The 23,674-nt window shown below is 73.4% G+C and carries 23 protein-coding genes; 13 read left to right on the top strand and 10 right to left on the bottom strand.

The window, feature by feature from the left end; genetic code table 11:
* Nucleotides 1-45: 45 nt before the first annotated feature.
* The 4 genes from AB0E98_RS17975 (at nt 46) to AB0E98_RS17960 (ending at nt 4,786) form a co-directional block, all read left to right on the top strand.
* Nucleotides 46-321 carry a MoaD/ThiS family protein gene (locus AB0E98_RS17975; RefSeq protein ID WP_361703298.1) on the top strand — a complete coding sequence of 92 codons (276 nt, stop codon included), beginning with the start codon at nt 46-48 and terminating at the stop codon, nt 319-321.
* Nucleotides 322-814: 493 nt separating this feature from the next.
* Nucleotides 815-1,018 (top strand): cold-shock protein, encoded by a 204-nt coding sequence (locus AB0E98_RS17970; RefSeq protein ID WP_004954158.1) that lies wholly within the window; start codon nt 815-817, stop codon nt 1,016-1,018.
* Between the two features lie 323 nt (nt 1,019-1,341).
* Nucleotides 1,342-2,964, top strand: a complete 1,623-nt coding sequence (gene groL / locus AB0E98_RS17965; RefSeq protein ID WP_189453299.1) for a chaperonin GroEL — start codon at nt 1,342-1,344, stop codon at nt 2,962-2,964.
* A 172-nt stretch (nt 2,965-3,136) separates the two neighbouring features.
* Nucleotides 3,137-4,786, top strand: coding sequence for a DNA repair helicase XPB (locus AB0E98_RS17960; RefSeq protein ID WP_361703294.1), 1,650 nt, complete (start codon nt 3,137-3,139; stop codon nt 4,784-4,786).
* A 3-nt stretch (nt 4,787-4,789) separates the two neighbouring features.
* Here AB0E98_RS17960 and AB0E98_RS17955 read toward each other — a convergent pair whose 3' ends face one another.
* Nucleotides 4,790-4,927, bottom strand: a complete 138-nt coding sequence (locus AB0E98_RS17955; RefSeq protein ID WP_361703291.1) for a hypothetical protein — start codon at nt 4,925-4,927, stop codon at nt 4,790-4,792.
* A gap of 306 nt (nt 4,928-5,233) precedes the next feature.
* Here AB0E98_RS17955 and AB0E98_RS17950 point away from each other — a divergent pair, with 306 nt between their 5' ends.
* Entirely contained in the window at nt 5,234-7,279 is a 2,046-nt protein-coding gene (locus tag AB0E98_RS17950; RefSeq protein ID WP_361703646.1) for an ATP-binding domain-containing protein, read from the top strand.
* Nucleotides 7,280-7,509: 230 nt separating this feature from the next.
* Here AB0E98_RS17950 and AB0E98_RS17945 read toward each other — a convergent pair whose 3' ends face one another.
* Entirely contained in the window at nt 7,510-8,208 is a 699-nt protein-coding gene (locus AB0E98_RS17945) for a copper homeostasis protein CutC (RefSeq protein WP_361703289.1), read from the bottom strand.
* 81 nt (nt 8,209-8,289) lie between these two features.
* On the opposite strand from AB0E98_RS17945, the gene AB0E98_RS17940 reads away from it, so the two are divergent.
* Entirely contained in the window at nt 8,290-8,940 is a 651-nt protein-coding gene (locus AB0E98_RS17940; protein ID WP_361703286.1) for a hypothetical protein, read from the top strand.
* A 114-nt stretch (nt 8,941-9,054) separates the two neighbouring features.
* Nucleotides 9,055-10,287, top strand: a complete 1,233-nt coding sequence (locus AB0E98_RS17935) for a Cmx/CmrA family chloramphenicol efflux MFS transporter (RefSeq protein ID WP_361703644.1) — start codon at nt 9,055-9,057, stop codon at nt 10,285-10,287.
* A gap of 79 nt (nt 10,288-10,366) precedes the next feature.
* Here AB0E98_RS17935 and AB0E98_RS17930 read toward each other — a convergent pair whose 3' ends face one another.
* Together AB0E98_RS17930 and AB0E98_RS17925 are read right to left on the bottom strand one after the other, a co-directional pair.
* Complete coding sequence (locus AB0E98_RS17930; RefSeq protein WP_361703283.1) at nt 10,367-10,624, bottom strand: DUF4031 domain-containing protein; 258 nt, start codon at nt 10,622-10,624, stop codon at nt 10,367-10,369.
* Nucleotides 10,625-10,639: 15 nt separating this feature from the next.
* A complete protein-coding gene (locus AB0E98_RS17925) occupies nt 10,640-11,011 on the bottom strand; it encodes a hypothetical protein (RefSeq protein WP_311616316.1) in 372 nt (123 codons plus the stop codon).
* An 81-nt stretch (nt 11,012-11,092) separates the two neighbouring features.
* On the opposite strand from AB0E98_RS17925, the gene AB0E98_RS17920 reads away from it, so the two are divergent.
* From AB0E98_RS17920 to AB0E98_RS17910, 3 genes are read left to right on the top strand one after another with little or no spacing between them, the layout of a single operon-like run.
* A complete protein-coding gene (locus tag AB0E98_RS17920; protein ID WP_361703281.1) occupies nt 11,093-12,019 on the top strand; it encodes a MurR/RpiR family transcriptional regulator in 927 nt (308 codons plus the stop codon).
* 34 nt (nt 12,020-12,053) lie between these two features.
* Complete coding sequence (murQ, locus tag AB0E98_RS17915) at nt 12,054-12,992, top strand: N-acetylmuramic acid 6-phosphate etherase (RefSeq protein ID WP_361703279.1); 939 nt, start codon at nt 12,054-12,056, stop codon at nt 12,990-12,992.
* A 32-nt stretch (nt 12,993-13,024) separates the two neighbouring features.
* On the top strand, nt 13,025-14,461 hold the full coding sequence (locus AB0E98_RS17910) for a PTS transporter subunit EIIC (RefSeq protein WP_361703277.1): 1,437 nt from the start codon (nt 13,025-13,027) through the stop codon (nt 14,459-14,461).
* A gap of 4 nt (nt 14,462-14,465) precedes the next feature.
* Here the strand turns inward: AB0E98_RS17910 and AB0E98_RS17905 are convergent, their stop codons facing one another.
* On the bottom strand, nt 14,466-16,919 hold the full coding sequence (locus tag AB0E98_RS17905; RefSeq protein ID WP_361703276.1) for a helicase C-terminal domain-containing protein: 2,454 nt from the start codon (nt 16,917-16,919) through the stop codon (nt 14,466-14,468).
* Between the two features lie 151 nt (nt 16,920-17,070).
* On the opposite strand from AB0E98_RS17905, the gene AB0E98_RS17900 reads away from it, so the two are divergent.
* Complete coding sequence (locus tag AB0E98_RS17900) at nt 17,071-18,048, top strand: hypothetical protein (protein ID WP_361703274.1); 978 nt, start codon at nt 17,071-17,073, stop codon at nt 18,046-18,048.
* A gap of 22 nt (nt 18,049-18,070) precedes the next feature.
* On the opposite strand, the gene AB0E98_RS17895 is transcribed toward AB0E98_RS17900, so the two are convergent.
* The 3 genes from AB0E98_RS17895 to AB0E98_RS17885 are packed head-to-tail and all read right to left on the bottom strand — an operon-like array spanning nt 18,071 to nt 20,990.
* A complete protein-coding gene (locus tag AB0E98_RS17895) occupies nt 18,071-18,886 on the bottom strand; it encodes an ABC transporter ATP-binding protein (RefSeq protein ID WP_361703271.1) in 816 nt (271 codons plus the stop codon).
* Nucleotides 18,883-19,962 (bottom strand): iron chelate uptake ABC transporter family permease subunit, encoded by a 1,080-nt coding sequence (locus AB0E98_RS17890; RefSeq protein WP_361703269.1) that lies wholly within the window; start codon nt 19,960-19,962, stop codon nt 18,883-18,885. The genes AB0E98_RS17895 and AB0E98_RS17890 overlap by 4 nt, the downstream gene beginning before the upstream one ends.
* The gene (locus AB0E98_RS17885; protein ID WP_361703266.1) at nt 19,959-20,990 is read right to left on the bottom strand and encodes an iron ABC transporter permease; all 1,032 of its coding nucleotides are present in this window, start codon (nt 20,988-20,990) and stop codon (nt 19,959-19,961) included. The genes AB0E98_RS17890 and AB0E98_RS17885 overlap by 4 nt, the downstream gene beginning before the upstream one ends.
* 129 nt (nt 20,991-21,119) lie before the next feature.
* Between AB0E98_RS17885 and AB0E98_RS17880 the strand changes: the two genes are divergently transcribed.
* Nucleotides 21,120-21,791 (top strand): haloacid dehalogenase-like hydrolase, encoded by a 672-nt coding sequence (locus AB0E98_RS17880; RefSeq protein ID WP_361703264.1) that lies wholly within the window; start codon nt 21,120-21,122, stop codon nt 21,789-21,791.
* A 34-nt stretch (nt 21,792-21,825) separates the two neighbouring features.
* Here AB0E98_RS17880 and AB0E98_RS17875 read toward each other — a convergent pair whose 3' ends face one another.
* Nucleotides 21,826-22,074 carry a hypothetical protein gene (locus tag AB0E98_RS17875; RefSeq protein WP_311616334.1) on the bottom strand — a complete coding sequence of 83 codons (249 nt, stop codon included), beginning with the start codon at nt 22,072-22,074 and terminating at the stop codon, nt 21,826-21,828.
* A gap of 246 nt (nt 22,075-22,320) precedes the next feature.
* Here AB0E98_RS17875 and AB0E98_RS17870 point away from each other — a divergent pair, with 246 nt between their 5' ends.
* On the top strand, nt 22,321-22,704 hold the full coding sequence (locus AB0E98_RS17870; RefSeq protein ID WP_311616336.1) for a cold-shock protein: 384 nt from the start codon (nt 22,321-22,323) through the stop codon (nt 22,702-22,704).
* 118 nt (nt 22,705-22,822) lie between these two features.
* On the opposite strand, the gene AB0E98_RS17865 is transcribed toward AB0E98_RS17870, so the two are convergent.
* On the bottom strand, nt 22,823-23,674 hold the full coding sequence (locus tag AB0E98_RS17865; protein ID WP_361703261.1) for a 1,4-dihydroxy-6-naphthoate synthase: 852 nt from the start codon (nt 23,672-23,674) through the stop codon (nt 22,823-22,825).

Genomic DNA, 23,674 nt, shown 5'->3' with positions numbered 1-23,674 from the left:
CTTTCCCCGGTCTCTTAAACCAGCCTTTCAATCAAAGGTGACCCCATGAGCGTCAATGTCCGAATCCCCACCATCCTTCGCACCTACACCGCCGGTAAGGCGGAAGTCCCCGCCGAGGGAGCCACTCTCGGTGAAGTGATCGCCTCACTGGAGAAGAACCACCCCGGAATCGCCGCGCGCGTTCTCGACGAGAGCGGAAAGCTGCGCCGTTTCGTCAATGTGTACGTCAATGACGACGACGTACGGTTCGAGGGCGGACTGGAGGCGGCCACTCCGGATGGCGCCGGAGTGTCGATCATTCCCGCGGTCGCCGGCGGCTGACCGAGGGCGGCCCGGCCCCGGCACGGCCCTTGGGCGGCCCGGGGCCGTGCCGGGGTCCGGGCCGCCGGACCCTTGGCCCGACCCTTTCGAAGCGTTCCTGCGGAATTCACCGGAATCACCCCGCCCGTAAAACGGACGGGGTGATTCCGTCTGTTGAAGCGCGATACAGTTGGGGCGTTCCCCCTCCGGTGTCACTGCCGAACGCATATGAGAACCCGTCAAATTGTGCCCACGACATGTGCACGAATTGCCGGGTTGGTTGCGTTATGCCCGGTCCGACTTGCCCAAGAAGCTGGCGAAATCGGTGGTAATAACCGATCGGCCGCGCCCGGAATTCTCGTCCGACTGACCTGTTGCAGACGGCATCCGTGCAGATACATTCAGCGGCGGTCGACGCGTTCCGGCGCACACCCCCATCCTGTCTGGGGGTGAGGTCTGACCCGGGTCCGCGAGGTGCGGTCCTGCGCAAGGGCCAGTAATAGGGGAGTTAGGCATGGCTCAGGGCACCGTCAAGTGGTTCAACGCGGAGAAGGGGTACGGCTTCATCGCGGTCGACGGTGGTGCGGATGTTTTCGTCCACTACAGCGCGATCCAGATGGACGGCTACCGCACCCTCGAGGAGGGGCAGCGGGTCGAGTTCGAGATCTCGCAGGGCCAGAAGGGGCCGCAGGCGGACATGGTCAAGGTGACCGCCTGACCGGCGCGCATCGACCACCGGCTCACTCAGCTCGCCGAGGGGCTCGCGTCTTCCATGACGCGGGCCCCTCGTGCGTCCCGTGCCACGTCCATGTGTGGGTTCCCCCGGCGCGGGGCAGGTTGGTGTGAGGCGCTTGCACTCGCAGGGGTCGAGTGCTAATCATTGGGCTTAGCACTCTCCGAGTGAGAGTGACAGATTTGGACCGTCGGTGAGGTCTACGGGCCAAGCGGGGCAAGGAACCGCAGGGCACGCAGGCCGTCCGTCGCGGGCGCCAGCGCGGTCCGGAGCAGTCTCTCCACCCCGTCCTGGGAGGACCACTTCACATGGCCAAGATCATCGCGTTCGACGAGGAGGCACGGCGCGGTCTCGAGCGCGGGATGAACCAGCTCGCCGACGCCGTCAAGGTCACCCTCGGCCCCAAGGGCCGGAACGTCGTCCTCGAGAAGAAGTGGGGCGCCCCCACGATCACCAACGATGGTGTGTCCATCGCCAAGGAGATCGAGCTCGAGGACCCGTACGAGAAGATCGGCGCCGAGCTGGTCAAGGAGGTCGCGAAGAAGACGGACGACGTCGCCGGTGACGGCACGACGACCGCGACCGTCCTCGCCCAGGCGCTGGTCCGCGAGGGTCTGCGCAACGTGGCCGCCGGTGCCAACCCGATGGCCCTGAAGCGCGGTATCGAGAAGGCCGTCGAGGCCGTCTCCGCCGCCCTGCTCGAGCAGGCCAAGGACGTGGAGACCAAGGAGCAGATCGCCTCCACCGCCTCCATCTCCGCCGCCGACACCCAGATCGGCGAGCTCATCGCCGAGGCCATGGACAAGGTCGGCAAGGAAGGCGTCATCACCGTCGAGGAGTCCCAGACCTTCGGTCTGGAGCTGGAGCTCACCGAGGGTATGCGCTTCGACAAGGGCTACATCTCGGCGTACTTCGCCACCGACATGGAGCGTATGGAGGCCTCTCTCGAGGACCCGTACATCCTGATCGTCAACTCGAAGGTCAGCTCGGTCAAGGACCTGCTGCCGCTCCTCGAGAAGGTCATGCAGTCCGGCAAGCCGCTGCTGATCATCGCCGAGGACGTCGAGGGCGAGGCCCTGTCGACCCTGGTCGTCAACAAGATCCGCGGCACCTTCAAGTCCGTCGCCGTCAAGGCCCCGGGCTTCGGCGACCGCCGCAAGGCCATGCTGGGCGACATCGCCATCCTCACCGGTGGCACGGTCATCTCCGAGGAGGTCGGCCTCAAGCTGGAGAACGCCGGTCTCGACCTGCTCGGCCGCGCCCGCAAGGTCGTCATCACCAAGGACGAGACGACGATCGTCGACGGTGCCGGTGACAGCGAGCAGGTCCAGGGCCGCGTCAACCAGATCCGCGCCGAGATCGAGAACAGCGACTCGGACTACGACCGCGAGAAGCTCCAGGAGCGCCTGGCGAAGCTGGCCGGCGGCGTGGCCGTCATCAAGGCCGGTGCCGCCACCGAGGTGGAGCTCAAGGAGCGCAAGCACCGCATCGAGGACGCCGTCCGCAACGCCAAGGCCGCCGTCGAGGAGGGCATCGTCGCCGGTGGTGGCGTGGCCCTGCTCCAGGCTTCCTCGGTCTTCGAGAAGCTCGAGCTCGAGGGCGACGAGGCCACCGGTGCCGCCGCTGTGAAGCTGGCCCTGGAGGCCCCGCTGAAGCAGATCTCCGTGAACGCCGGCCTCGAGGGTGGCGTCATCGTGGAGAAGGTGCGCAACCTGACCCCGGGCCACGGCCTCAACGCCGCCACGGGCGAGTACGTCGACATGATCGCCGAGGGCATCATCGACCCGGCGAAGGTCACCCGCTCCGCCCTTCAGAACGCCGCGTCCATCGCCGCGCTGTTCCTGACCACCGAGGCCGTCATCGCCGACAAGCCGGAGAAGGCCGCCGCGGCCGCTCCGGGCGGCATGCCGGGCGGTGACATGGACTTCTGATCGACCTGACAGGTTGATCGACCGTCCTGCGGTTCACCGGGGCGGCACCCTCCTCACGGGGGGTGCCGCCCCGGTGGCGTTTCCGCCCCCGATTCCGGGCGCCCACGCCCGTACCGCCCCGGATGGGGGACACTGGAAGCTTCTCCCCGTGCGCGAAATGGAAGGCCGAGGCGTGAGCGGACCCCTGATCGTCCAGAGCGACAAGACCCTGCTGCTGGAGGTGGACCACGAGCGGGCCGACGAGTGCCGGCGCGCCATCGCCGCCTTCGCGGAGCTGGAGCGCGCGCCCGAGCACATCCACACCTACCGGGTGACCCCGCTGGGGCTGTGGAACGCGCGGGCCGCCGGGCATGACGCCGAGCAGGTCGTCGACGCGCTCGTCTCGTACTCCCGCTATCCCGTGCCGCACGCCCTGCTCGTCGACATCGCCGAGACCATGGCCCGCTACGGGCGGCTGAAGCTGCTCAAGCACCCCACCCACGGCCTGGTGCTGGAGAGCACCGACCGGCCCGTGCTGGAGGAGATCCTCCGCTCGAAGAAGATCCAGCCGCTGGTGGGGGCCCGGATCGACCCGGACACCGTCGCCGTGCACCCCTCCGAGCGCGGGCAGATCAAGCAGACGCTGCTCAAGCTGGGCTGGCCCGCCGAGGACCTCGCCGGATACGTCGACGGCGAGGCGCACCCGATCGAGCTCGCCGAGGACGGCTGGGCGCTGCGCCCGTACCAGCGGCAGGCCGTGGAGGGGTTCTGGCACGGCGGCTCGGGTGTGGTCGTGCTGCCCTGTGGTGCCGGCAAGACGCTCGTGGGCGCGGGCGCGATGGCCATGGCGAAGGCGACGACGCTGATCCTGGTCACCAACACCGTCTCCGCGCGTCAGTGGAAGCACGAGCTGGTGAAGCGGACCTCGCTGACCGAGGACGAGATCGGCGAGTACAGCGGTACGCGGAAGGAGATCCGCCCGGTCACCATCGCCACCTACCAGGTGCTGACGACCAGGCGGAAGGGCGTCTACCCGCATCTGGAGCTCTTCGACTCCCGCGACTGGGGCCTGGTCGTCTACGACGAGGTGCATCTGCTGCCGGCGCCCGTCTTCAAGTTCACCGCCGACCTCCAGGCCCGGCGGCGGCTCGGGCTGACCGCGACGCTGGTGCGCGAGGACGGGCGGGAGTCCGACGTCTTCTCCCTCATCGGCCCCAAGCGTTTCGACGCGCCCTGGAAGGAGATCGAGGCGCAGGGCTATATCGCCCCGGCGGACTGTGTCGAGGTGCGCGTCAACCTCACCGACTCCGAGCGGCTGGCGTACGCGACGGCCGAGGTGGAGGAGAAGTACCGGTACTGCGCGACGACCGCCACCAAGCGGAAGGTCACGGAGGCCCTGGTGCGCAAGCACAAGGGGGAGCAGACGCTGGTCATCGGCCAGTACATCGACCAGCTGGACGAGCTGGGCGAGCACCTGGACGCGCCCGTGATCAAGGGTGAGACGTCCAACGCCCAGCGCGAGAAGCTCTTCGACGCCTTCCGGGCGGGCGAGATCTCGGTACTGGTCGTCTCCAAGGTCGCCAACTTCTCGATCGACCTGCCGGAGGCGACGGTCGCCATCCAGGTGTCGGGCACCTTCGGCTCCCGGCAGGAGGAGGCCCAGCGACTGGGCCGGGTGCTGCGCCCCAAGGCCGACGGGCACGAGGCGCGCTTCTACTCGGTGGTCGCCCGTGACACGGTCGACCAGGACTTCGCGGCGCACCGCCAGCGGTTCCTGGCGGAGCAGGGATATGCGTACCGGATCGTGGACGCGGATTCGCTGCTGGCGGGGGAGGACGCCTGAGCCTTACGCCTGGCGCTTGTCGGCGTATTCGCCCAGGACGACGACGCTGACGGCCGCGCCCGCGAAGGCCTTGATCGCGCGGAGGGCCGCCGCGAAGGTGAACGAGGGGGCGGTGTCCGGGGTGACGGAAGTGGTGGTCATGTCTTCCATGATGGTTTCCGGAATGCCCTCGGGCGTCGGCCTGCCGGTGTAAACGCGCGGGTGGGGCGTACTACCCCAGGCCCATGGGGTGCCCTACCGGAGATGGACGGCGCCCCTGAGCCTTCCCAGGGGCGCGCGGAAAAATCATTCGCGCGCCCTCGGGACGACTGACTACAATCCACCCTTCCCGCCGCCTCCCGCGTCGCCTCGCGACGACGTTCCCGGGAGCGCCGCCGTCCGGACGGAAACCGGCGGCTCCCGCTCGTCCGCCGTACGTCTGGAGGCTCCGCCGTGCCCGCGCACACCATGAACGCGAACGATCCCCTGGAGCGGGAGCGCGCCCATCTCGCCTCGTCCCGCACCGCGTTGCGGGCGATGCGGGCCGACGTGGAGGCGCTCGACATCAAGGATGTCACCGCCAACTGGGTCAACGCCGCCGTCCTCCAGCGGCAGATCGACGACCGTATCGCCGCCCTCGCCGATCTCGCGCACACCCCGCTCTTCTTCGGTCGGCTGGACTGTCTCCGCGCGCCTGCGGCGGACAAGGCGGAGGGGGCCGAGGGGGAGCGCTTCTACATCGGGCGGCGGCACGTCCACGACGCCGACGGCGACCCCATGGTGATCGACTGGCGCGCGCCGGTCTCCCAGCCGTTCTACCGGGCCTCGAAGAAGGACCCGATGGACGTCGGGACGCGCCGCCGGTTCGGTTACACCGGCGGCGAGTTGACCGCCTACGAGGACGAGGACCTCACGGACGCGGCGGGCGGCGAGCAGGCGAGCCGGCTGCTCCAGACCGAGATCGAACGGCCGCGCGTCGGCCCCATGCGGGACATCGTCGCGACCATCCAGCCCGAGCAGGACGAGATCGTCCGCGCCGGCATCGGCGGCACGGTGTGCGTCCAGGGGGCGCCGGGGACGGGGAAGACGGCCGTCGGGCTGCACCGTGTCGCTTATCTGCTCTACGCCCACCGCGAGCGCCTCGCCCGCACCGGCACGCTCGTCATCGGGCCCAACCGGTCCTTCCTTCGCTACATCGAGCAAGTGCTCCCCGCTCTGGGTGAGTTGAACGTCGCACAGGCGACCGTCGACGACCTCGTCGGGCATGTGGAGGTGCGGGGCGCGGACCCCGCCGACGCGGCGCGGATCAAGGGCGACGCCCGGATGGCCGAGGTGCTGCGGCGCGCGGTGCGGGCGGGGGTGACGATGCCGGTGGAGCCGGTGGTCGTGGTGCGCGGGTCGCGGCGCTGGCGGGTCCCGGCGTACGAGATCGAGGAGATGGTGCGGGAGCTGCTCGACCGCGACATCCGCTACGGCGCCGCGCGCGAGGCGCTGCCGCAGCGCATCGCGCACGCCGTGCTCGTACGGATGGAGGAGGCCGGCGAGGCCCCCGACGACCGGGTGCAGGACGCGGTCGCGCGCAACACGGCCGTGAAGGCGGCGGTCAAGGCCGCGTGGCCGGCCGTCGACCCGGCGAAGCTGGTGCTGCGGCTGCTGTCCGACGCGGAGTTCCTGGCGGAGCACGCGGCCGGGGTGCTGACGGAGGACGAGCAGCGCGAGGTCCTCTGGACGAAGCCCGCGCGGTCGGCGCGGTCGGCGAAGTGGTCGGCGGCGGACGCGGTGCTGGTCGACGAGGCGATGGACCTCGTCTCGCGCACCCCGTCGCTGGGCCATGTCGTCCTGGACGAGGCGCAGGACCTCTCACCCATGCAGTACCGCGCGGTGGGCCGCCGCTGTACGACCGGTTCGGCGACGATCCTCGGCGACATCGCGCAGGGCACGACGCCGTGGGCGACGGCGAGCTGGGCGGAGGCGCTGGCCCACCTGGGCAAGCCGGAGGCGGCGGTGGAGGAGCTGACGCAGGGCTTCCGCGTGCCGCGCGAGGTCATCGCGTACGCGTCGCGGCTGCTGCCCGCGATCGCGCCGGGGCTGGCGGCGGCGACGTCCATGCGGGAGTCGCCGGGCGACTTCTCGGTACGGGGTGTGGGCGCCGCTGGTGTGCTGGACGAGGCGGTGGTCGCCGCGTGCCGCGAGGCGCTGGAGCGGGAGGGGTCCGTCGGCCTGATCGCGGCGGACGCGCGGGTCGGGGTGCTGGGGGAGGCGCTGGCCGGTGCGGGGTTGCCGTACCTCGCCCCGGGCGAGGAGACGACGGAGACGGCACGGCTGACGCTCGTACCGGCGTCCCTGGCGAAGGGCCTGGAGTACGACTACGTGGTCCTCGACGAGCCCGCGGCGGTGGTGGCCGGCGAGCCGGACGAGCGGACGGGGCTGCGGCGGCTGTACGTGGCGCTGACGCGGGCGGTCTCGGGACTGACGGTGGTGCACGCGGAGCCCCTGCCGGGGGCGCTGCGCTGAGCTTGCGGGTGCCTTGCGGGGTGCGGCGCCGGCGGGTGCGGAGGGTTCGGCACCGCCGGGCCGGCACGTCGTGGCTTGGCGCCGCTGCGGCGGGGGAGGTGCCCCTGTCCCGGCCCCTTCCCGTTTCCCGGGGCTACGCCCCGGAGCCCCGGGCTACGGGCCTTCCCGGCCCCGGGCGGGGGCGAAGCCCCTCGCCCCGCCGGGGGCCGGGGGCTTGCCCCCCCGCGACGTCAGCCGTCCAGCGCCGCGCGCCACGCGCGGACCGCGTCCGCCGAGGCCGGGGCGTCCCAGCCGGAAGGGCGCGCCGCGCCGCCGATGTGGAAGGCGGTGATGCCCGCCGACCGCAGCACCGGTACGTGCTTGAGCTTCAGGCCCCCGCCGACCATGATCTGCGGCTCGTAGCCGGGTTCGTCGGAGCGCGTCGCCTCCGCGAGGAGCGTGGCGATGCCGTCGTCGACTCCGGAGGCGGAGCCGGCGGTGAGGTAGGTGTCGAGTCCGGGCTGGTCGGCGAGCTGTTTGCGGAGGGCGTCGCGGTCCGCCGCGCGGTCGATCGCGCGGTGGAAGGTCCAGCGGGCCCGGGGCCCGAGCGCGTCGGCGAGGGCCGCCACCGCCGGGAGGTCGGCCCGGCCGTCGTCGGTCAGGAAGCCGAGGACGAACTCCTCCGCCCCCTCCGCCCGCAGCGCCCGCGCCGTGCCGCACAGCGCGTCGAGCGCCGCCGCGCCGCCCGCCGCGAAGCCGTCCGCGGCACGCAGCATCACCCGTACGGGAATGTCGACGGCGGCCCGTACGGCGGCGAAGGTCTCCCGGGCGGGGGTGAGGCCGTCGGCGGCCATGTCGCTGACCAGTTCGAGCCGGTCCGCACCCCCGGCCTGTGCGGCCGCCGCGTCCTCGGCGCCGAGCGCGATCACCTCAAGAATTGGTCTAGACATGTACTCAAGCGTGCCACACGCGCGGCCCGCGTATGTAGCCGTCCCCGTTTTCGCCCCTCTTACGGGGCACATAATCGACTCATGGCAGCCACGAACCCCCACGAGGCCCTGAGCGCCCGCTGGCGGGAGACCGTCGAGCGGGTCCGCGCCGCCCCCGGCCCGGACCCCGCCCCGTACGCCGACGACCTCCTGGCACGCTGGGAGGAGCCGCAGCGTCGCTACCACACGGTCGACCACCTCGCCGCCGTCCTCGGCCACCTCGACTCGCTCGCCCCCCACGCCGACGACATCGAGACCGTCCGGCTCGCCGCCTGGTTCCACGACGCCGTCTACCGCCCCGACCGCTCCGAGAACGAGGAGCGCTCCGCCCACCTCGCCGAGCGTGCCCTGCCCGAGCTGGGCGTGGACCACGCCCGTACCGCCGAGGTCGTCCGCCTCGTACGGCTCACCGTCAGCCACGATCCCGCCCCCGGCGACCGCGACGGCGAGACGCTCTGCGACGCCGACCTCGCCGTCCTCGGCGGCACCCCGCAGGAGTACGCGCGCTACGCGGCGGCCGTCCGCGACGAGTACGGCTTCGTGCCCGACGACCTCTTCCGCGAGGGCCGTGCCGGCGTGCTGCGCCAGCTGCTGGCGCTGCCCCGGCTGTTCCGCACCCCGCTGGGCCACGACCGCTGGGAACTGCTGGCGCACCGCAACCTCACCGCCGAGCTGGAACTGCTCACCAGTTGAGACGTATAGGGGGGACGTAAGGGGCTGGTGTGACTGGAGGGAATACCTCCGACGATGATCATGCTGGCCATGGGTATGCCGCCGAACTCCGCTCCCCAGCGTCCCCGTACGTCCATGCCCGCCGCCGTGTACGTCCTCGGCCTGTCCGTATTCGCCCTCGGAACGTCCGAGTTCATGCTCTCCGGGCTGCTCCAGCCCATCGCCCGTGACATGGACGTCTCCATCCCGCGCGCCGGGCTGCTGGTGTCCGCGTTCGCCATCGGCATGGTCGTCGGCGCGCCCGTGCTCGCGGCGGCGACGCTGCGGCTGCCCCGCCGGACGACGCTGGTGGCGCTGCTCGCCGTCTTCGGCCTCGGCCAGGTGGCGGGGGCGCTCTCGCCCTCGTACGAGGTGCTGTTCGCGTCCCGGGTGGTGAGCGCGCTGGCCTGCGCCGGGTTCTGGGCGGTCGGCGCGGCGGTGGCCGTGTCGCTGGTGCCGGCGGACGCCCGGGCCCGGGCCATGGCGGTGATGGTGGGCGGCCTGTCCATCGCCAACATCGTCGGCGTGCCCGCCGGCGCGCTGCTGGGGCAGCACGCGGGCTGGCGCGCGGCGTTCTGGGCGGTGGCCGGGATGTCGGTGCTCGGCCTCGCCGGGGTCCTGGCGCTCGTGCCGGGGACCGCGCGGGCGGGCGGCGCGGGTGGGGCGGACGCACCGCGGTTGCGCGCGGAGTTGGCCATCTACCGCGACCGGCAGGTCTGGCTCGCGCTGATCGCCACCGCGCTCAACGCCGCCGCCGTCTTCTCCCTCTTCTCCTACCTCGCCCCGCTGCTCACGGAGACCGCCGGGCTGAAGGAGTCCTGGGTACCGACCGTGCTCGCCCTCTTCGGCGTCGGGGCGCTCATCGGCACGGCCGTCGGCGGGCGGATCGCCGACGCACACCTGTTCGGCACGATGTACGGCGGGATCGCGGCGTCCGCCGCCGTGATGGCCCTGCTGGCGCTGACCGCCCACCTGGCGGTCGCGGCCGTGGCGCTGGCGCTGCTGCTCGGCGTCGCGGCGTTCGTCACGGCGCCCGCGCTCAACGCGCGGATGTTCAACGTCGCGAACGCCGCGCCGACGCTCGCGGGGGCGACGACGACGTCCGCGTTCAACATCGGCAACACGGTCGGGCCTTGGCTGGGCGGGCTCGTCATCTCGGCGGGATGGGGCTATCCGGCGGTGGCGGGGCTGGGAGCGGTGCTGGCGGTGCTGGCGTTGGGGACGACGGCCGTGGCCTCGCGGCTGCACCACGGGAAGTCGCGGGTCGTGGCAGGTGGGGCGGGTGCTGCCGCCGAGTCCGGCACCGCCGGGCTCGTGCGTCGCGGCTGATTGCCGCTGCGGCGGGGCATCACCCCCGCCGCGACGGCGGGCAACCCCCACCGCGTGGTCCGGCGGTGCCGAACGGCCCCTACCGCTTCGGGCGCCGCAGCCCCGAGACACGCAACAACCGCACCACCTCGCGGCTGCTCACCTCCACCGCGCCCAGCCGCACGGCGTCCCCGTACGCCGTCGACAGCACGTCGTAGTGATCCCCGTCGAACGCCTGGCCGGGCAGGCCCAGGCGGGCGGCGAAGGCGTGGAGTTCGTCGAAGGAGACGTCGCTGACCAGGTGGGACCACATACGGCCGTGGCCCGGCCAGTTCGGGGGGTCGATGTAGAGGGTCACCGGAAGGTCACCCGGTCAGTGTCCGAGGGCCGTCGCCAGGGAGCCCACGGGCGCGATCAGCACGGCCTGCTTGGCGCAGGCCCAGTGCGGGTCGGGGCCGAGCTCGGGCTCCACCTCCAGGGCGTGCGGGTCGCCCGTGTCCGTGCAGACCGGGCACAGGGGCCAGCGGCCGTGCCGTTCCAGCAGGGCGTCCTGGACGTCCTGGGCCACCAGGCCGGGCAGGAACGCCATGCCCTCGGGCCACTGCTCGACCCACCACCGCCGGTGCGTGACCGCGTCCTCGACCAGCGAGACGACGTCGGCGTCGGCCACGTCGCCCGCCACCAGATCGGCGAGGACGAGCGCGCGCGCCGTGTGCAGTGCCTGTTCGAGCTCCATGCGATCCATTGTCGGGGGCCAGGAGGGTTGACGGCACACCGGGCCGAAAATACCTTTCACGATGTGAGCAGCAAGGTGAAGGAAACTTCCGTGACTTCCCGCTCAGCCCCGGCGCTCGGGCCCCGGCCCGTGCCCCCGACCCCGCCCGCCGCCCTGGCCGCCAAGGTCCGCACCCTCGCGCCCTCCATGACCCGCTCGATGCAGCGCGTCGCCGAGACCGTGGCCGGCGATCCGGCCGGTTCCGCGGCGCTGACCGTCACCGGGCTCGCGGAGCTCACGGGCACCAGCGAGGCCACCGTCGTACGCACCGCCCGCGTCCTCGGCTACCCCGGCTACCGCGATCTGCGGCTCGCGCTCGCCGCGCTCGCGGCCGAGCAGGCGGCGGGCCGGGCGCCCGCCGTCACCGCCGACATCGCCGTGGACGACCCGCTGGCCCGCGTCGTCGCCAAGCTCGCCCAGGAGGAGGCGCAGTGCCTGGCGGACACCGCCGCCGGGCTCGACGCGGCCGCGCTGGAGGCGGCCGTCGGCGCCATCGCCGCCGCCCGGCGCGTCGACGTCTACGGGATCGGCGCCTCCAACCTCGTCGGCCAGGACCTCGTCCAGAAGCTGCTGCGCATCGGCCTGATCGCCCACGCGCCCGCCGACCCCCACCTGGCCGTCACCAACGCCGTCCAGCTGCGCTCCGGGGACGTGGCGATCGCCATCACCCACTCCGGGCGCACCACCGACGTCATCGAGCCGCTGCGCGTCGCCTTCGAGCGCGGGGCGACCACGGTCGCGATCACCGGGCGGCCGGACGGGGAGATCGCCCAGTACGCCGATCACATCCTCACCACGTCCTCCGCCCGGGAGAGCGAGCTCCGCCCGGCGGCCATGTCGAGTCGCACGAGCCAGCTGCTCGTGGTGGACTGCCTGTTCATCGGGGTCGCGCAGCGTACGTACGAGCACGCGGCGCCCGCCCTGTCCGCTTCGTACGAGGCGCTGGCCCATCGGCACGCCCCGCGTGACCGGCGTTGATCCTCGAAGATCCCCGAAAGCGAGCCATCCGCCCATGACCTCCTCCTCTTCCGCGCTCCGGGCGCAGCTGGCCGCCCTCACCACGGAGGCGTTCCGGCCCGACCTCGCCGACATCGACCGGCTGCCCACCCGGGACATCGCCGAGATCATGAACGCGGAGGACGCCACGGTCGCCGCCGCCGTCGCGGCCCGGCTCCCCGAGATCGCCGCGGCCATCGACGCGACCGCCGAACGGATGGCGCGCGGCGGCCGGCTGATCTACGCGGGCGCGGGCACGGCCGGCCGGCTGGGGGTGCTGGACGCCAGTGAGTGCCCGCCGACGTTCAACACCGACCCCGGCCAGGTCGTCGGCCTGATAGCGGGAGGCCCCGAGGCCCTGGTGGCGGCCGTCGAAGGGGCCGAGGACGACGCGGAGCGGGCCGCCGCCGACCTGGACGCGCTGAAGCCGGGGCCCGACGACACGGTCGTCGGCGTCTCCGCCTCGGGCCGCACCCCCTACGCCGTGGGGGCCGTCCGGCACGCCCGCGCGGCCGGGGCGCTCACGGTGGGGCTGGCCTGCAACGCCGGTTCGGCGCTGGGCGCGGCCGCCGAGCACGCCGTCGAGGTCGTCGTGGGGCCCGAACTCCTCACCGGCTCCACCCGGCTGAAGGCGGGCACGGCGCAGAAGCTCGTCCTCAACATGATCTCGACGATCACGATGATGCGGCTCGGCAAGACCTACGGAAACCTCATGGTCGACGTCCGCGCCTCCAACGAGAAGCTGCGCGCCCGGTCCCGGCGGATCGTCTCGCTGGCGACGGGCGCGGCGGACGACGAGATCGAGGCGGCGCTGACCGGCGCCGGGGGCGAGGTGAAGAACGCCGTCCTGATCCTTCTCGGCGAGGTCGACGGGCCCACGGCCGCCCGGCTGCTGGCGGAGTCGCACGGCCATCTGCGCGCCGCCCTGCGCGCGGCGGGCGCGGCGCACGGCTGATCCACCGTCATGGGCCGTACCTTCGTGCCCTGATGAACCCACAGGACATCGCCGCCGCCCTCCTCCCCCTCCTCGGCGGCGCCGGCAACGTCCGTACCGTCGGCCACTGCATGACCCGGCTGCGGGTGGAGGTCGCGGACCGCGAGCCGGTCCGGGGCGCGGAACTGCGGGCGCTGCCGGGTGTGCTGGGCGTGGTGGAGGACGGGGAGTCGTTCCAGATCGTGCTGGGTCCGGGGACGGTCGCGCGGGTGGCGCCGGAGCTGGAGCGGCTCGTCACGGCAGGCGGAACGGCGGCTGAGGTCCTCGCCGAGCGCGGTGCCGCGCTGCGGGCCGAGCGCCGGGCCCGTAACGCCACCCCCGGCAAGCTCTTCCTCCGCCGCCTCGCCCAGATCTTCGTACCGCTGATCCCCGCCCTCGTCGGCTGCGGCGTCATCGCCGGTCTCGGCGGGCTGCTGGCCAATCTCCACTGGCTGCCCGCGCTCGTCCCGGCGCTGTCCGCGATCGCGTCCGGCTTCATGTCGCTGATCGCCGTCTTCGTCGGGTACCAGGCGGCGAAGGAGTTCGGCGGCACGCCCGTGCTGGGCGGGGCGGTCGCGGCCGTCATCGTCTACCCGGGCGTCACGCACGTCGCCGTGTTCGGCCGGCAACTGGCGCCCGGGCAGGGCGGGGTGCTGGGGGCGCTGGGCGCGGCGCTGCTGGGGACGGTCGTGGAGAAGGCGTGCCGGCGGGTTGTGCCGGAGGCCCTGGACGTACTGGTGACGCCCTTCCTGACGGTGCTGCTGCCGGGGCTGGTGACGCTGTACGGGCTGATGTTCGTGGCCGGCGAGGTGTCGTCGGCGATCGGCCGTTGCGCGGAGTGGCTGCTGGCCAACGGGGGCGCGGTGGCGGGCTTCGCGCTGGGCGGGCTGTTCCTGCCGCTGGTCATGCTGGGCCTCCACCAGGCACTGATCCCCATCCACACCACGCTCATCGCCGAGCGGGGCTCCACGGTCCTGCTGCCGATCCTGGCCATGGCGGGCGCGGGGCAGGTGGGCGCCGCGCTCGCGGTCCACGTCCGGTCGGCGGGCGACGCGTCGGTCCGGAAGGTGATCCGGTCCGCCCTTCCGGCAGGGCTTCTGGGCATCGGGGAGCCGCTGATCTACGGGGTTTCGCTGCCGCTGGGGAGGCCGTTCGCCACGGCGTGCGTGGGGGGCGCGTTCGGGGGCGCGTTCGTGGGACTGCTCCACCAGACGGGGGAGACGGTGGGGGCGACGGCCATCGGGCCGTCGGGGTGGGCGCTCTTTCCGCTGCTCGCGGGGAATCACGGGCTTCGGCGTGCGGCCGCCGTCTACGGGGTGGGGCTGCTGGTCGGTTATGGGACCGGGTTCGTGGCCACGTACCTGTTCGGTGTGAGGGGCCCCGGTCCCGCCCCTTCACCGTTTCCCGGGGCTCCGCCCCGGACCCCGCTCCTCAATCGCCGGAGGGGCTGAATTCCTACACCACGCCGTCCGCCAGTTCCGCCACTCCCGTGATGCGGTGCAGCGGATACGTCCGTACCTCGTCCGCCGTGTGGTCGTACGCCGTGACGAAGCCGCCCTCCACGCGGATGGGGGCGATGACGCGCTGGCTGGCCGCGCCCTCCGCGTTGACGTAGCCGATCCAGACGGCGGCGCCGGTGAGGACGGCGGCCTGGACCGTGGCGAGGGTGTCGGCGGGCGTGGTGCGGGGCAGCCCGCCGTCGGCGGGGGCCGGGGCGGCGGCGGGCTTGCGTTCGGCCGTGGCGGCCAGGTCACCCGCCCGTACGGCGCGGACGGCCGCGCCCAGCAGCGTGGCATCGGGGACGGGCGGCCCGTCGGGGACGGGCGCCGGGGCGGTGCGCGGTGGGGTGCGGTGGGCGTCGGCGCGGCTGATCACCACGTCGCCCTCGGCGGACTCGGCCGCCGGCGCGTACCCCATCGCCCGCAGCCCCTCCAGCAGCGCGTCGGGCTCGACCTGCGCCGCCAGGACCGTCCCGGCGAGCCGGCGCAGCCGCAGCGGCGCCGAGCGGCGGTCGGCGAGGAGCTCGCCGAGTACGGCCTCGTCGTCGCAGCGCAGGTACGACGACGCCGCGCCGACCCGCAGCCGGCCGTGCCGCCGGGCCATGTCGTCCACCAGATAGGCGAGCGGCTGCGGCACGGGCGTCCGCGAGTGCGCGGTGAGGAACGCGTGGAGATCGGCCGCCGTGCGGCCCGCGTCCAGGGCGCGGCGCACGGACTCGGGGGTGAAGCGGTAGACGGTCGCGCCGCCCTTGGACTCGATGTCCGCGAGCACCGACAGGGCTTGTGCGAGCGGGCGCCGCAGCGGGCCGGGGGCGACGGCGGTCAGGTCCGCCTGGAGGAGGACGTGGTCCAGGGGCTCGGGCAGCAGGGGGGCGAGCAGGCCGGGGGCCTTGTCGGGGGCGTCGAGCAGGGCCCGGCCGGGCGCGGAGAGCGCGCCCCGGTTCGTCACGCCCAGCAGCTCCGCCTCGGCGAGCGCCCAGCGGGCCAGCCGCGAGCGGGTGTCCTCGGGCGCGTCCGGGGCCGCCGCGCGGGGCGGCCGTTCCCAGCGCAGCCGGGTCAGCAGCGTCTCCTCGGTCACGGACGCCCCGGCGGGCAGCCCGGCGAGGAGGGCCAGCACCCGGCGGCGGACCTCGGGGGCGGGGGAGCGGTCGAGGTCCGGGCCGAGGGCGGAGAGCATCCGGCCCTTGGCGTCCTTCTCGCCCGTGAGGCCGGCCGTGCGGGTCATGGCCAGCCACGCCGTCACCAGGTGCTGCCAGCGCCGCTCGGCGGGCAGCGGCAGCCAGTCGTCGTAGGCGGGCGTCGGGGCGTAGCGCTCGTCGACGTCGCCGTCGGAGGCGAGCAGGCCCGCCGCGTGGGCCAGCTCGGCCCAGAACGCGGCGGCCGTCTCGGTGGTGTCCAGGCGGGTCGCGGCGCGCTTGAGGTCCCGTACGCTCAGGCCGCCCGCGCGCAGCACGAGCGGGCCGGCGGTCTCCCAGTCGGCGAGGAGCTCCTCGACGGTCGTGAGCGCGGTGAACGCCTGGCCGGCGGCGGCCGCGTCGACGACCCGGTCGGAGTGTTCGGTGACGGGCGTGAGCGAGGGAGCTACCGGCTCGGGCGTGCGGTGCGCGCGCCCGGCGCGCAGGTGCAGGGCCACCTCGCGGGGCAGGACGACGCTGCCGGGGGTGACGGTCAGCAGCAGGCCCCGGTCGAGGAGCCAGCGCAGATGCGGGGCGGGCGTGGCGGTGACCGTGCCGTAGGGCGGGCCCCACTGGAGCCTGCCGAGCACGGTCAGGGACTCGGCGGGCGCCTCGGCGAGCAGCTCCGCCATGCGCCCGCGGTCCTCGAACAGGTCGGTCAGCGCGGCCACGGCGGTCACCGGATCGTGGGTCGCGGGCAGCCCGGCCGTCGCGATGATCTGCTGGAGCCGTCCGGGTGACATCCCGGCCGTCACCTCGATGACGGCGGGGCCCAGCCCGGTGGGGGAGGGATGGGTGGCGGACGGCGCGAGGAGCTCCCGGACGGTCCGGACGAGCCGCAGCCGGTCCTCGCCGCCCCAGACCAGGGCCGCCTCGCGCAGTGTGGTGACGGCGCGGGGGAGCCCGGCTGTGACCCGGGGGTCATCCGGTCGGTCGCCGTTCATGAGTGCGGCGAGCGTCCCGTACGGGCAGGGGTCCGGGGCCACGGCCAGCGCCTCGGCGACCTGGAGCGCGAACCGGTCGAGCCGGTCCAGCGCCCGGACGACGGAGGCCCGGGTGGCGGCCCGGGTGGCGAGCTGGGTGAGGTCGCCGGGCACGGGACTGAGCAGGTCAGGCCGGGCGCGCAGGAGATCGGCGAGGGCGTCGTCGGGCCGCGCCCGCAGCTCCTCGGCGAGTGTGCGCGGCGCCGCCGCCGTACCGCCGCCGGTGCTGCCGTTCTCCCGCGAAGTGGTCATTCTGTTTACGGTACCGGGTCGTCGTGCCGCGGCCCCGGGTTCACCGGCTTCGTCAGGGCTTCGTCCGGCTTCGTCCGTGACGGGGTGCCGGTGGGTGCGGAACCGGTACCTTCGGTGGGGTTCGACGGCTCGTGCGGCCTTGGGGGCTTCGGTGGGGATCGAGAGCGATCAGCTGGTTTACGACTATCTGAGCAGGGTCGGGGACCTCGCCCAGAGACAGTCGCTCACCTCCGGCGACCGGATGCGGCTGGTCTCCCGGCTGCGCGCCGAGATCGAACGCCGCCGCGCGGTCGAGGGCGCCGACACCCCCGCCGCCGTGCAGCGCATCCTCGACGGGCTGGGTACGCCGTCGGAGGCGGTGGCGGCCGGGGCGGCGGGAGTGCCGGGCGCGACGTCCGACGCGGGGCGGGTGCCGGCGCAGCGGCGGGCCGACGCGGAGGAGGCGGTGCCCTCCGTGCCGCGCGCGCGTCGGCTCGGCGGGCCGGCGGCGCCGCCGCACCTGGCGACGGAGGAGGAGCTCGGGCCCCGGGGCGCCGGCGGGGCCGCTGCCGGGGCCGAGTGGTGGCGGGTGGAGCCGGGGCCGTTCACGAAGGCGGATGCGGGCGGTGGCGGGGATGCCGTGCACGGGTTCACCGGGGGGATCGAGATCCCGGACATGCTGAAGCCGCCGCCGGTGAAGCGGCCGGAGACCGTCGAGAACGCGCCGGCCTCCTCGGCGGCGGAGCAGGCCGACGACGGGCCGGACTCCCCGGACGACGACCGCCGCTTCAGCTTCTGGCGCTCCAAGGAGGGCGTCCCCATGAGCCCGCTCCTCCTGCTCGTGGCCGTACTGCTGGTCGCCGGGGCGATCCTCGGCAACTGGCTGGTGCTCGCGGCGGGCTGGGTCCTGGCCTACGCGACGCGCCGCCTCACCCGGACGGAGTCGAAGTGGGCCGTCATGGGCGTCCCCGGCCTGGCGGTGGCCGGCGCGGTGATCTGGCTCTGGGGCCGCACGGAGGGCCGCTGGGGCGACCCGATACCGCAGGGGGCGATGGCGTCCGCCCTGGCGGAGACGTGGCCGGTGGTGGTGAAGGTGGCGGCGGTGGCGTCAGCGGCGTTCGTGCTGTGGCGGGCGCGGCGGCCGGGGTGACGCCTGAGGGAGGAGCACCCGGTCACCCCTGCCACGGCCTCCCCGGCACGATCAGCGGCCCACCCGTCACCGGATCCGGGACGATGACCGATTCCAGGCCGAAGGCCTCCCGCACCAATTCCGCCGTCACGATTTCCGAAGGCCGCCCCTGCGCCATGATCTGGCCGTCCTTCATCGCGACCAGATGGTCCGCGTACCGCGCCGCCTGGTTCAGGTCGTGGAGCACGGCCACCACCGTCCGCCCCCGCTCGTGGTTGAGGCGCCGGACGAGGTCCAGGACCTCCACCTGGTGGGAGATGTCCAGGTACGTCGTCGGCTCGTCGAGCAGCAGCAGGTCCGTCTCCTGGGCGAGTGCCATCGCGATCCACACCCGCTGGCGCTGCCCGCCGGAGAGTTCGTCCACCTGACGGTCCGCGAGAGCGGCGACGTCCGTGCGGGTCATGGCGTCGGTGACGGCCCGTTCGTCGTCCTCGGACCACTGCTGCCACCACCGCTGGTGCGGCTGCCGGCCCCGGGCGACGAGGTCGGCGACGGTGATGGCCTCGGGCGCCACGGGGGTCTGGGGCAGCAGCCCCAGCGACTGGGCGACCCGCCGGGTGGGGACGCGGGCGAGTTCCTCGCCGTCGAGCAGCACCGCCCCCCGCGCGGGCTTCAGCAGCCGCCCCAGCGCACGCAGCAGCGTCGACTTGCCGCACGCGTTGGGGCCGACGATCACCGTGACCTCGCCGTCCGGGACGTCCAGGTCCAGGCCCTCGACGACCGTGCGCTCCTCGTAGGAGAGCGTCAGGTCCCGGGCGCCGAGGCGACTCGTGACAGGGGCAGAAGCTTCGACGGTCACGCTTTCCCTCCCGTACGCCCGCGGGCGATCAGCCAGATCAGGTACGGCGCCCCCACGGCCGCCGTGAGGACGCCCACCGGCAGCTGGGTGGGCTCCAGGAGCTTGCGCCCCAGCAGGTCCGCCGTCACCACGATGAACGCGCCCAGCAGCGCCGAGCCCAGCAGCGGGATCTGCGCGGTGCGGGTCGTGCGGCGGGCGATCTGCGGGGCGAGGAGCGCCACGAAGTCCACCGGGCCGGCCGCGCCCGTGGCGACGGAGGCGAGGACGACGCCGAGGCCCACCAGCCCCAGCCGGGTCCGGTTCAGCCGGACGCCCAGCGCGGTCGCGGTGGCGTCGTCCAGCGACACCGTGCGCTGCGCCCGCGCCGCCCAGCACACCGCGGGCAGGGCCGCCAGCAGGGTCCAGGCGAGCGGGGCCGCCTCGTCCCAGCCGCGGGCGCCCAGGGAGCCCGTCAGCCACACCTTGGCCTGCTGGGCGACGAGGTAGTCGCCCTTGGTCAGGAACAGGTGGGTGACCGAGCGCAGGGCGACGGCGAAGCCGATGCCGATGAGCACGAAGCGCGCGGCCTGGAGCCCGCCCCGCCACGCGAAGGCGTAGACGAGGCCCGCCGCGAGCAGCCCGCCCACCACCGACAGGTACGGCAGGGCGGAGTACGAGGTGATCCCGAAGGTCATCGCCCCGACCGTCAGCGCCCCCGCGCCCTGGCTGACCCCGATGACGTCGGGGCTGGCCAGCGGGTTGCGGGCGACGGTCTGGATGAGCGCCCCGGCCACGCCGAAGGCCGCCCCGGCGAGCAGGCCCACGGTCATCCGGGGCAGCCGGGCGGTGCCCACGGCGAACTCGGCCGGCGACGGCTGCCCGAGGAGCACCTTCAGGACCTCGCCCGGCGAGGTGTCCGGCATGCCCAGGCACAGGTACGCCAGGCACGCGCCGGCCAGCAGCACGGTCAGCCCCAGGGCGACGGCCGTGGCGCGCCGGTGGACGAGGAACGAGCCGCGCCCGGCCCGGATCAGCACGTACCCGTGAGGCCGCACAGCAGGCGTCGCGGCAGGTATCGCGGCAGGTGTCGTGCTCACGCCGCCACCGCCTTGCGGCGGACCAGCGTGACCAGGAAGGGCAGGCCGAGCAGCGCGGTCATCACCCCGGACGGCACCTCGCCCTCGGTGTAGATCACCCGGCCGAGGACGTCGGCGGTCAGCAGGATCACGGGGCCGAGGAGCGCGGCCATGGGCAGCACCCAGCGGTGGCCGGTGCCCACGAGCGCGCGGGCGATGTGCGGGACGGCCAGGCCCAGGAAGGCGATCGGGCCGGCGGCCGCGACCCCGGCGCCGGTGAGCACGGTGGCGCCGAGCCCGGCGGTGATCCGGACGAGTCCCACGTTGCGGCCCAGGCCCTTCGCCATGTCCTCGCCCAGCGCCAGCGCGTCCAGGCCCCGGGCGGACGCCAGCACGGCCGCCGTGCCGACCAGCAGGAACGGCCAGAGCTGCCCGGCGATGGCCGCGTCGCGCCCGGCGATCGAGCCGACCTGCCAGAAGCGGAACTCGTCCAGCGCCGACGCCCGCGTGGTCAGGACGCCGGAGATGACGGAGACCAGCAGCGCGTTGATCGCGGCCCCGGCCAGCGCCAGCTTCACCGGCGAGGCCCCGCCCCGCCCGCGCGTGGCGACGGCGTAGACGCCCACGGAGGCCGCGGCGGCGCCCACGAAGCCGAACCAGACGTAGTCGCTCAGCCGGTGCAGTCCCGCCGCCGTCATGGCGACGACCACGCCCAGCGAGGCGCCCTGGCTGATGCCGAGGACGCCCGGGTCGGCGATGGGGTTGCGGGTGATGCCCTGGAGCGCGGTGCCGGCCAGGGCGAGGGCCGCGCCGACCATCACCCCGATCAGGGTGCGCGGCACGCGGAAGCTGCGCACGGTCACGGAGTCGGGGTCCGTGCCGCCGTGGAGCAGCGCGTCGAGGACGTGGGAGGGGGCCACCGGGCGGCTGCCGACGGCGAGGCTGAGCAGGGCCGCGACGAGCAGGGCGGCGAACGCTGCCGCCATCCAGCCGACGCGGCGGCGGACCGAGGACGGTCCGGGGCTGCTGATCGGGACGGCGGCTGACATCGCTTCCAAAAAGGCCGGCCTCAAAAGGGTCGGCAGGTCGACAACCCGGCATTGAGGTCATGGCGACGCCAATGCCGCGAACGGTTGTGGTTAGGCGAGGCTAAGTGTACGGGTGGGGTGCTTGGCACAATGTGGGGCATGACCCCGTATCCGAGCACGCCCCCGCGCACGGACCACCGGTACGCCTTCACGGTCGGCTTCGACCTCGATCTGACCCTGGTCGACTCGCGGCCCGGCATCAGGGCCGCCTACGCGGCGCTCGCGGCCGCCACGGACACCCACATCGACCTCGACCTGGTCATCAGCAGACTGGGCCCGCCGCTCGTCGAGGAACTGCGCAACTGGTTCCCGGAGGAGCGGATCGCCGAGGCCAACGCCCTCTACCTGGCCGGCTACCCCCAGCACGGCATCGCCCCCTCGCCCGCGATGCCGGGCGCGCTGGACTCCCTGGCCGCCATCCGGGAGCTGGGCGGTCGGTCCATCGTCGTCACCGCCAAGAACCCCCGGAACGCCCGGCTCCATCTGGACCACCTGGGCATCGACGCCGATGAGCTCATCGGCGACCTGTGGGCCGAGGACAAGGCCCTCGCCCTGCGCGCCCACGACGCCTCCGTCTACGTGGGCGACCACATCGGGGACGTACGCGGTGCGCGGAAGGCCGGCGCGCTCGCCGTGGCGGTGCCCACCGGGCCGTACGGCGTGGCCGAGCTGCGCGAGGCCGGGGCGGACGTGGTCCTGCCCGGCGGCCTGACCGACTTCCCGGCCTGGCTGCGCGGCCACCGCGCCCGCCCGGTGGACTGACGGCCCGACGGGCCGAGCCAGGCGGACCGGCTCGCTAGCTCGCGGACTCCATCGCCCCGCGCGCCTCGCGGCGCTGCTCGGCGATGGAGCGCAGCACTCCAGCGCCGGAGATCAGGAATCCCACTCCCATCAGCATGCAGACGAAGTACGCTGCGGGCGGCAGGGGATCGGCACCGAGGAACAGCGGGGCGACCGTGGCCAGAGTGGCCACCGCGCCGACGAGAAAGACGACGGCACCGGTCCGTACCAGCAGATCCCCGGCTCGGGGCGTTTCGCTACTCACCTGACCAGGGTAGATCCCAGGGCGGCGGTATGGCGGCCGGATGACGACGAACAGATCGGACGCGCAGAGGTACGACCCGAGGACGTCTTGTCACCGGGCCCGGGACCATTAGCCTTGGGGGGAGCGGGTCTTGCGGCCCGCTGTAGTGCTATCCAGAGCTGTTTTTCTCTTGATTACAGCGATTTTTCAGCTTTTGCGGTTTGCGCTTTCCGGTATCCGCAACGAGACACGAGGACGAGGACAGACGTGCCTACCGGCAAGGTCAAGTGGTTCAACAGCGAGAAGGGCTTCGGCTTTCTCTCCCGCGACGACGGCGGAGACGTCTTCGTGCACTCCTCGGTGCTCCCGGACGGGGTCGACGCCCTCAAGCCCGGCCAGCGCGTGGAGTTCGGCGTGGTGGCGGGCCAGCGCGGTGACCAGGCGCTGTCGGTGACCCTGCTCGAAGCCCCCCCGTCGGTCGCCGCCGCGCAGCGCCGCAAGCCCGATGAGCTGGCCTCCATCGTCCAGGACCTCACCACGCTCCTGGAGAACGTCACCCAGCAGCTCGAGCGCGGCCGCTACCCGGAGAAGGCGCAGGGCTCGAAGATCGCGGGCATGCTGCGGGCCGTCGCCGACCAGCTGGACGTCTGACGCGGTCATGGGCGGCCCAGCGGGGTCACCCATGACAATCCAGCCGTTTTTCCTTCGTCTGCCGCCGCGTACCGCTGTGTTCGGCCGCGACGGATCACACGACAGGTGACGCGACGGATCACACGAAGTCGAGCGCGTCCGGGCCGAGGGGAGGTACGAGCCCCTCGGCCGCGGCGCGCGTCAGCAGCCCGCGCACGGCGGCGTAGCCGTCCTCGCCCAGACCCGCGGTGAACTCGTTCACGTACAGCCCGATGTGCTGGTCCACCACCGCCTGGTCCATCTCCTGGGCGTGCGCCAGGACATACGGACGCGAAGCCGCCGGATCGTCCCAGGCCATCCGCACGGACGTACGCGCGGCCTCGCCCAGCTCCCGCAGCCGCTCGGCGCCCAGCGAGCGCTTGGCGATGATGGCGCCCAGCGGAATGGGCAGGCCCGTGGTGTCCTCCCAGTGCTCGCCCATGTCGGCGAGCTTGTGGAGCCCGTAGTTCGCGTAGGTGAAGCGGGCCTCGTGGATGACCAGACCGGCGTCCACCTTGCCGTCCCGCACGGCCGGCATGATCTCGTGGAAGGGCAGCACCACGACCTCGCCGACCCCGCCGGGGACCTCGGCGGCCGCCCACAGCCGGAACAGCAGGTAGGCCGTCGAGCGCTCGCTCGGTACGGCGACGGTCTTCCCCGCCAGATCCGCCGCGCTCCCCGCCTCCCGGGTCAGCACCAGCGGGCCGCAACCGCGCCCCAGCGCCCCGCCGCAGGGCAGCAGGGCGTACTCGTCCAGCACCCACGGCAGCACCGCGTAGGACACCTTCAGCACGTCGAATTCACCGCGCTCGGCCATGCCGTTGGTGACGTCGATGTCCGCGAAGGTGACGTCCAGGGCGGGCGCGCCGGGGATCCGGCCGTGTGCCCAGGCGTCGAAGACGAAGGTGTCGTTGGGACACGGCGAATAAGCGATCTTGAGCGGCGCGCTCAT

It is taken from the genome of Streptomyces sp. NPDC037389 (assembly GCF_040636475.1).
Classification (GTDB): domain Bacteria; phylum Actinomycetota; class Actinomycetes; order Streptomycetales; family Streptomycetaceae; genus Streptomyces; species Streptomyces hesseae.
The sequence above is the reverse complement of the archived record's forward strand: the minus strand, read 5'-3'. Positions and strand labels throughout refer to the sequence as shown.

What these genes read in the sequence shown, in the direction of transcription:
- AB0E98_RS17975 (WP_361703298.1), top strand. Translation starts at nt 46, where the DNA reads ATGAGCGTCAATGTCCGAATCCCCACCATCCTTCGCACCTACACCGCC.
- AB0E98_RS17970 (WP_004954158.1), top strand. Translation starts at nt 815, where the DNA reads ATGGCTCAGGGCACCGTCAAGTGGTTCAACGCGGAGAAGGGGTACGGC.
- groL (WP_189453299.1), top strand. Translation starts at nt 1,342, where the DNA reads ATGGCCAAGATCATCGCGTTCGACGAGGAGGCACGGCGCGGTCTCGAG.
- AB0E98_RS17955 (WP_361703291.1), bottom strand. Translation starts at nt 4,927, where the DNA reads ATGACCACCACTTCCGTCACCCCGGACACCGCCCCCTCGTTCACCTTC.
- AB0E98_RS17950 (WP_361703646.1), top strand. Translation starts at nt 5,234, where the DNA reads ATGAACGCGAACGATCCCCTGGAGCGGGAGCGCGCCCATCTCGCCTCG.
- AB0E98_RS17945 (WP_361703289.1), bottom strand. Translation starts at nt 8,208, where the DNA reads ATGTCTAGACCAATTCTTGAGGTGATCGCGCTCGGCGCCGAGGACGCG.
- AB0E98_RS17940 (WP_361703286.1), top strand. Translation starts at nt 8,290, where the DNA reads ATGGCAGCCACGAACCCCCACGAGGCCCTGAGCGCCCGCTGGCGGGAG.
- AB0E98_RS17935 (WP_361703644.1), top strand. Translation starts at nt 9,055, where the DNA reads ATGCCCGCCGCCGTGTACGTCCTCGGCCTGTCCGTATTCGCCCTCGGA.
- AB0E98_RS17925 (WP_311616316.1), bottom strand. Translation starts at nt 11,011, where the DNA reads ATGGATCGCATGGAGCTCGAACAGGCACTGCACACGGCGCGCGCGCTC.
- murQ (WP_361703279.1), top strand. Translation starts at nt 12,054, where the DNA reads ATGACCTCCTCCTCTTCCGCGCTCCGGGCGCAGCTGGCCGCCCTCACC.
- AB0E98_RS17910 (WP_361703277.1), top strand. Translation starts at nt 13,025, where the DNA reads ATGAACCCACAGGACATCGCCGCCGCCCTCCTCCCCCTCCTCGGCGGC.
- AB0E98_RS17905 (WP_361703276.1), bottom strand. Translation starts at nt 16,919, where the DNA reads ATGACCACTTCGCGGGAGAACGGCAGCACCGGCGGCGGTACGGCGGCG.
- AB0E98_RS17885 (WP_361703266.1), bottom strand. Translation starts at nt 20,990, where the DNA reads ATGTCAGCCGCCGTCCCGATCAGCAGCCCCGGACCGTCCTCGGTCCGC.
- AB0E98_RS17880 (WP_361703264.1), top strand. Translation starts at nt 21,120, where the DNA reads ATGTGGGGCATGACCCCGTATCCGAGCACGCCCCCGCGCACGGACCAC.
- AB0E98_RS17865 (WP_361703261.1), bottom strand. Translation starts at nt 23,674, where the DNA reads ATGAGCGCGCCGCTCAAGATCGCTTATTCGCCGTGTCCCAACGACACC.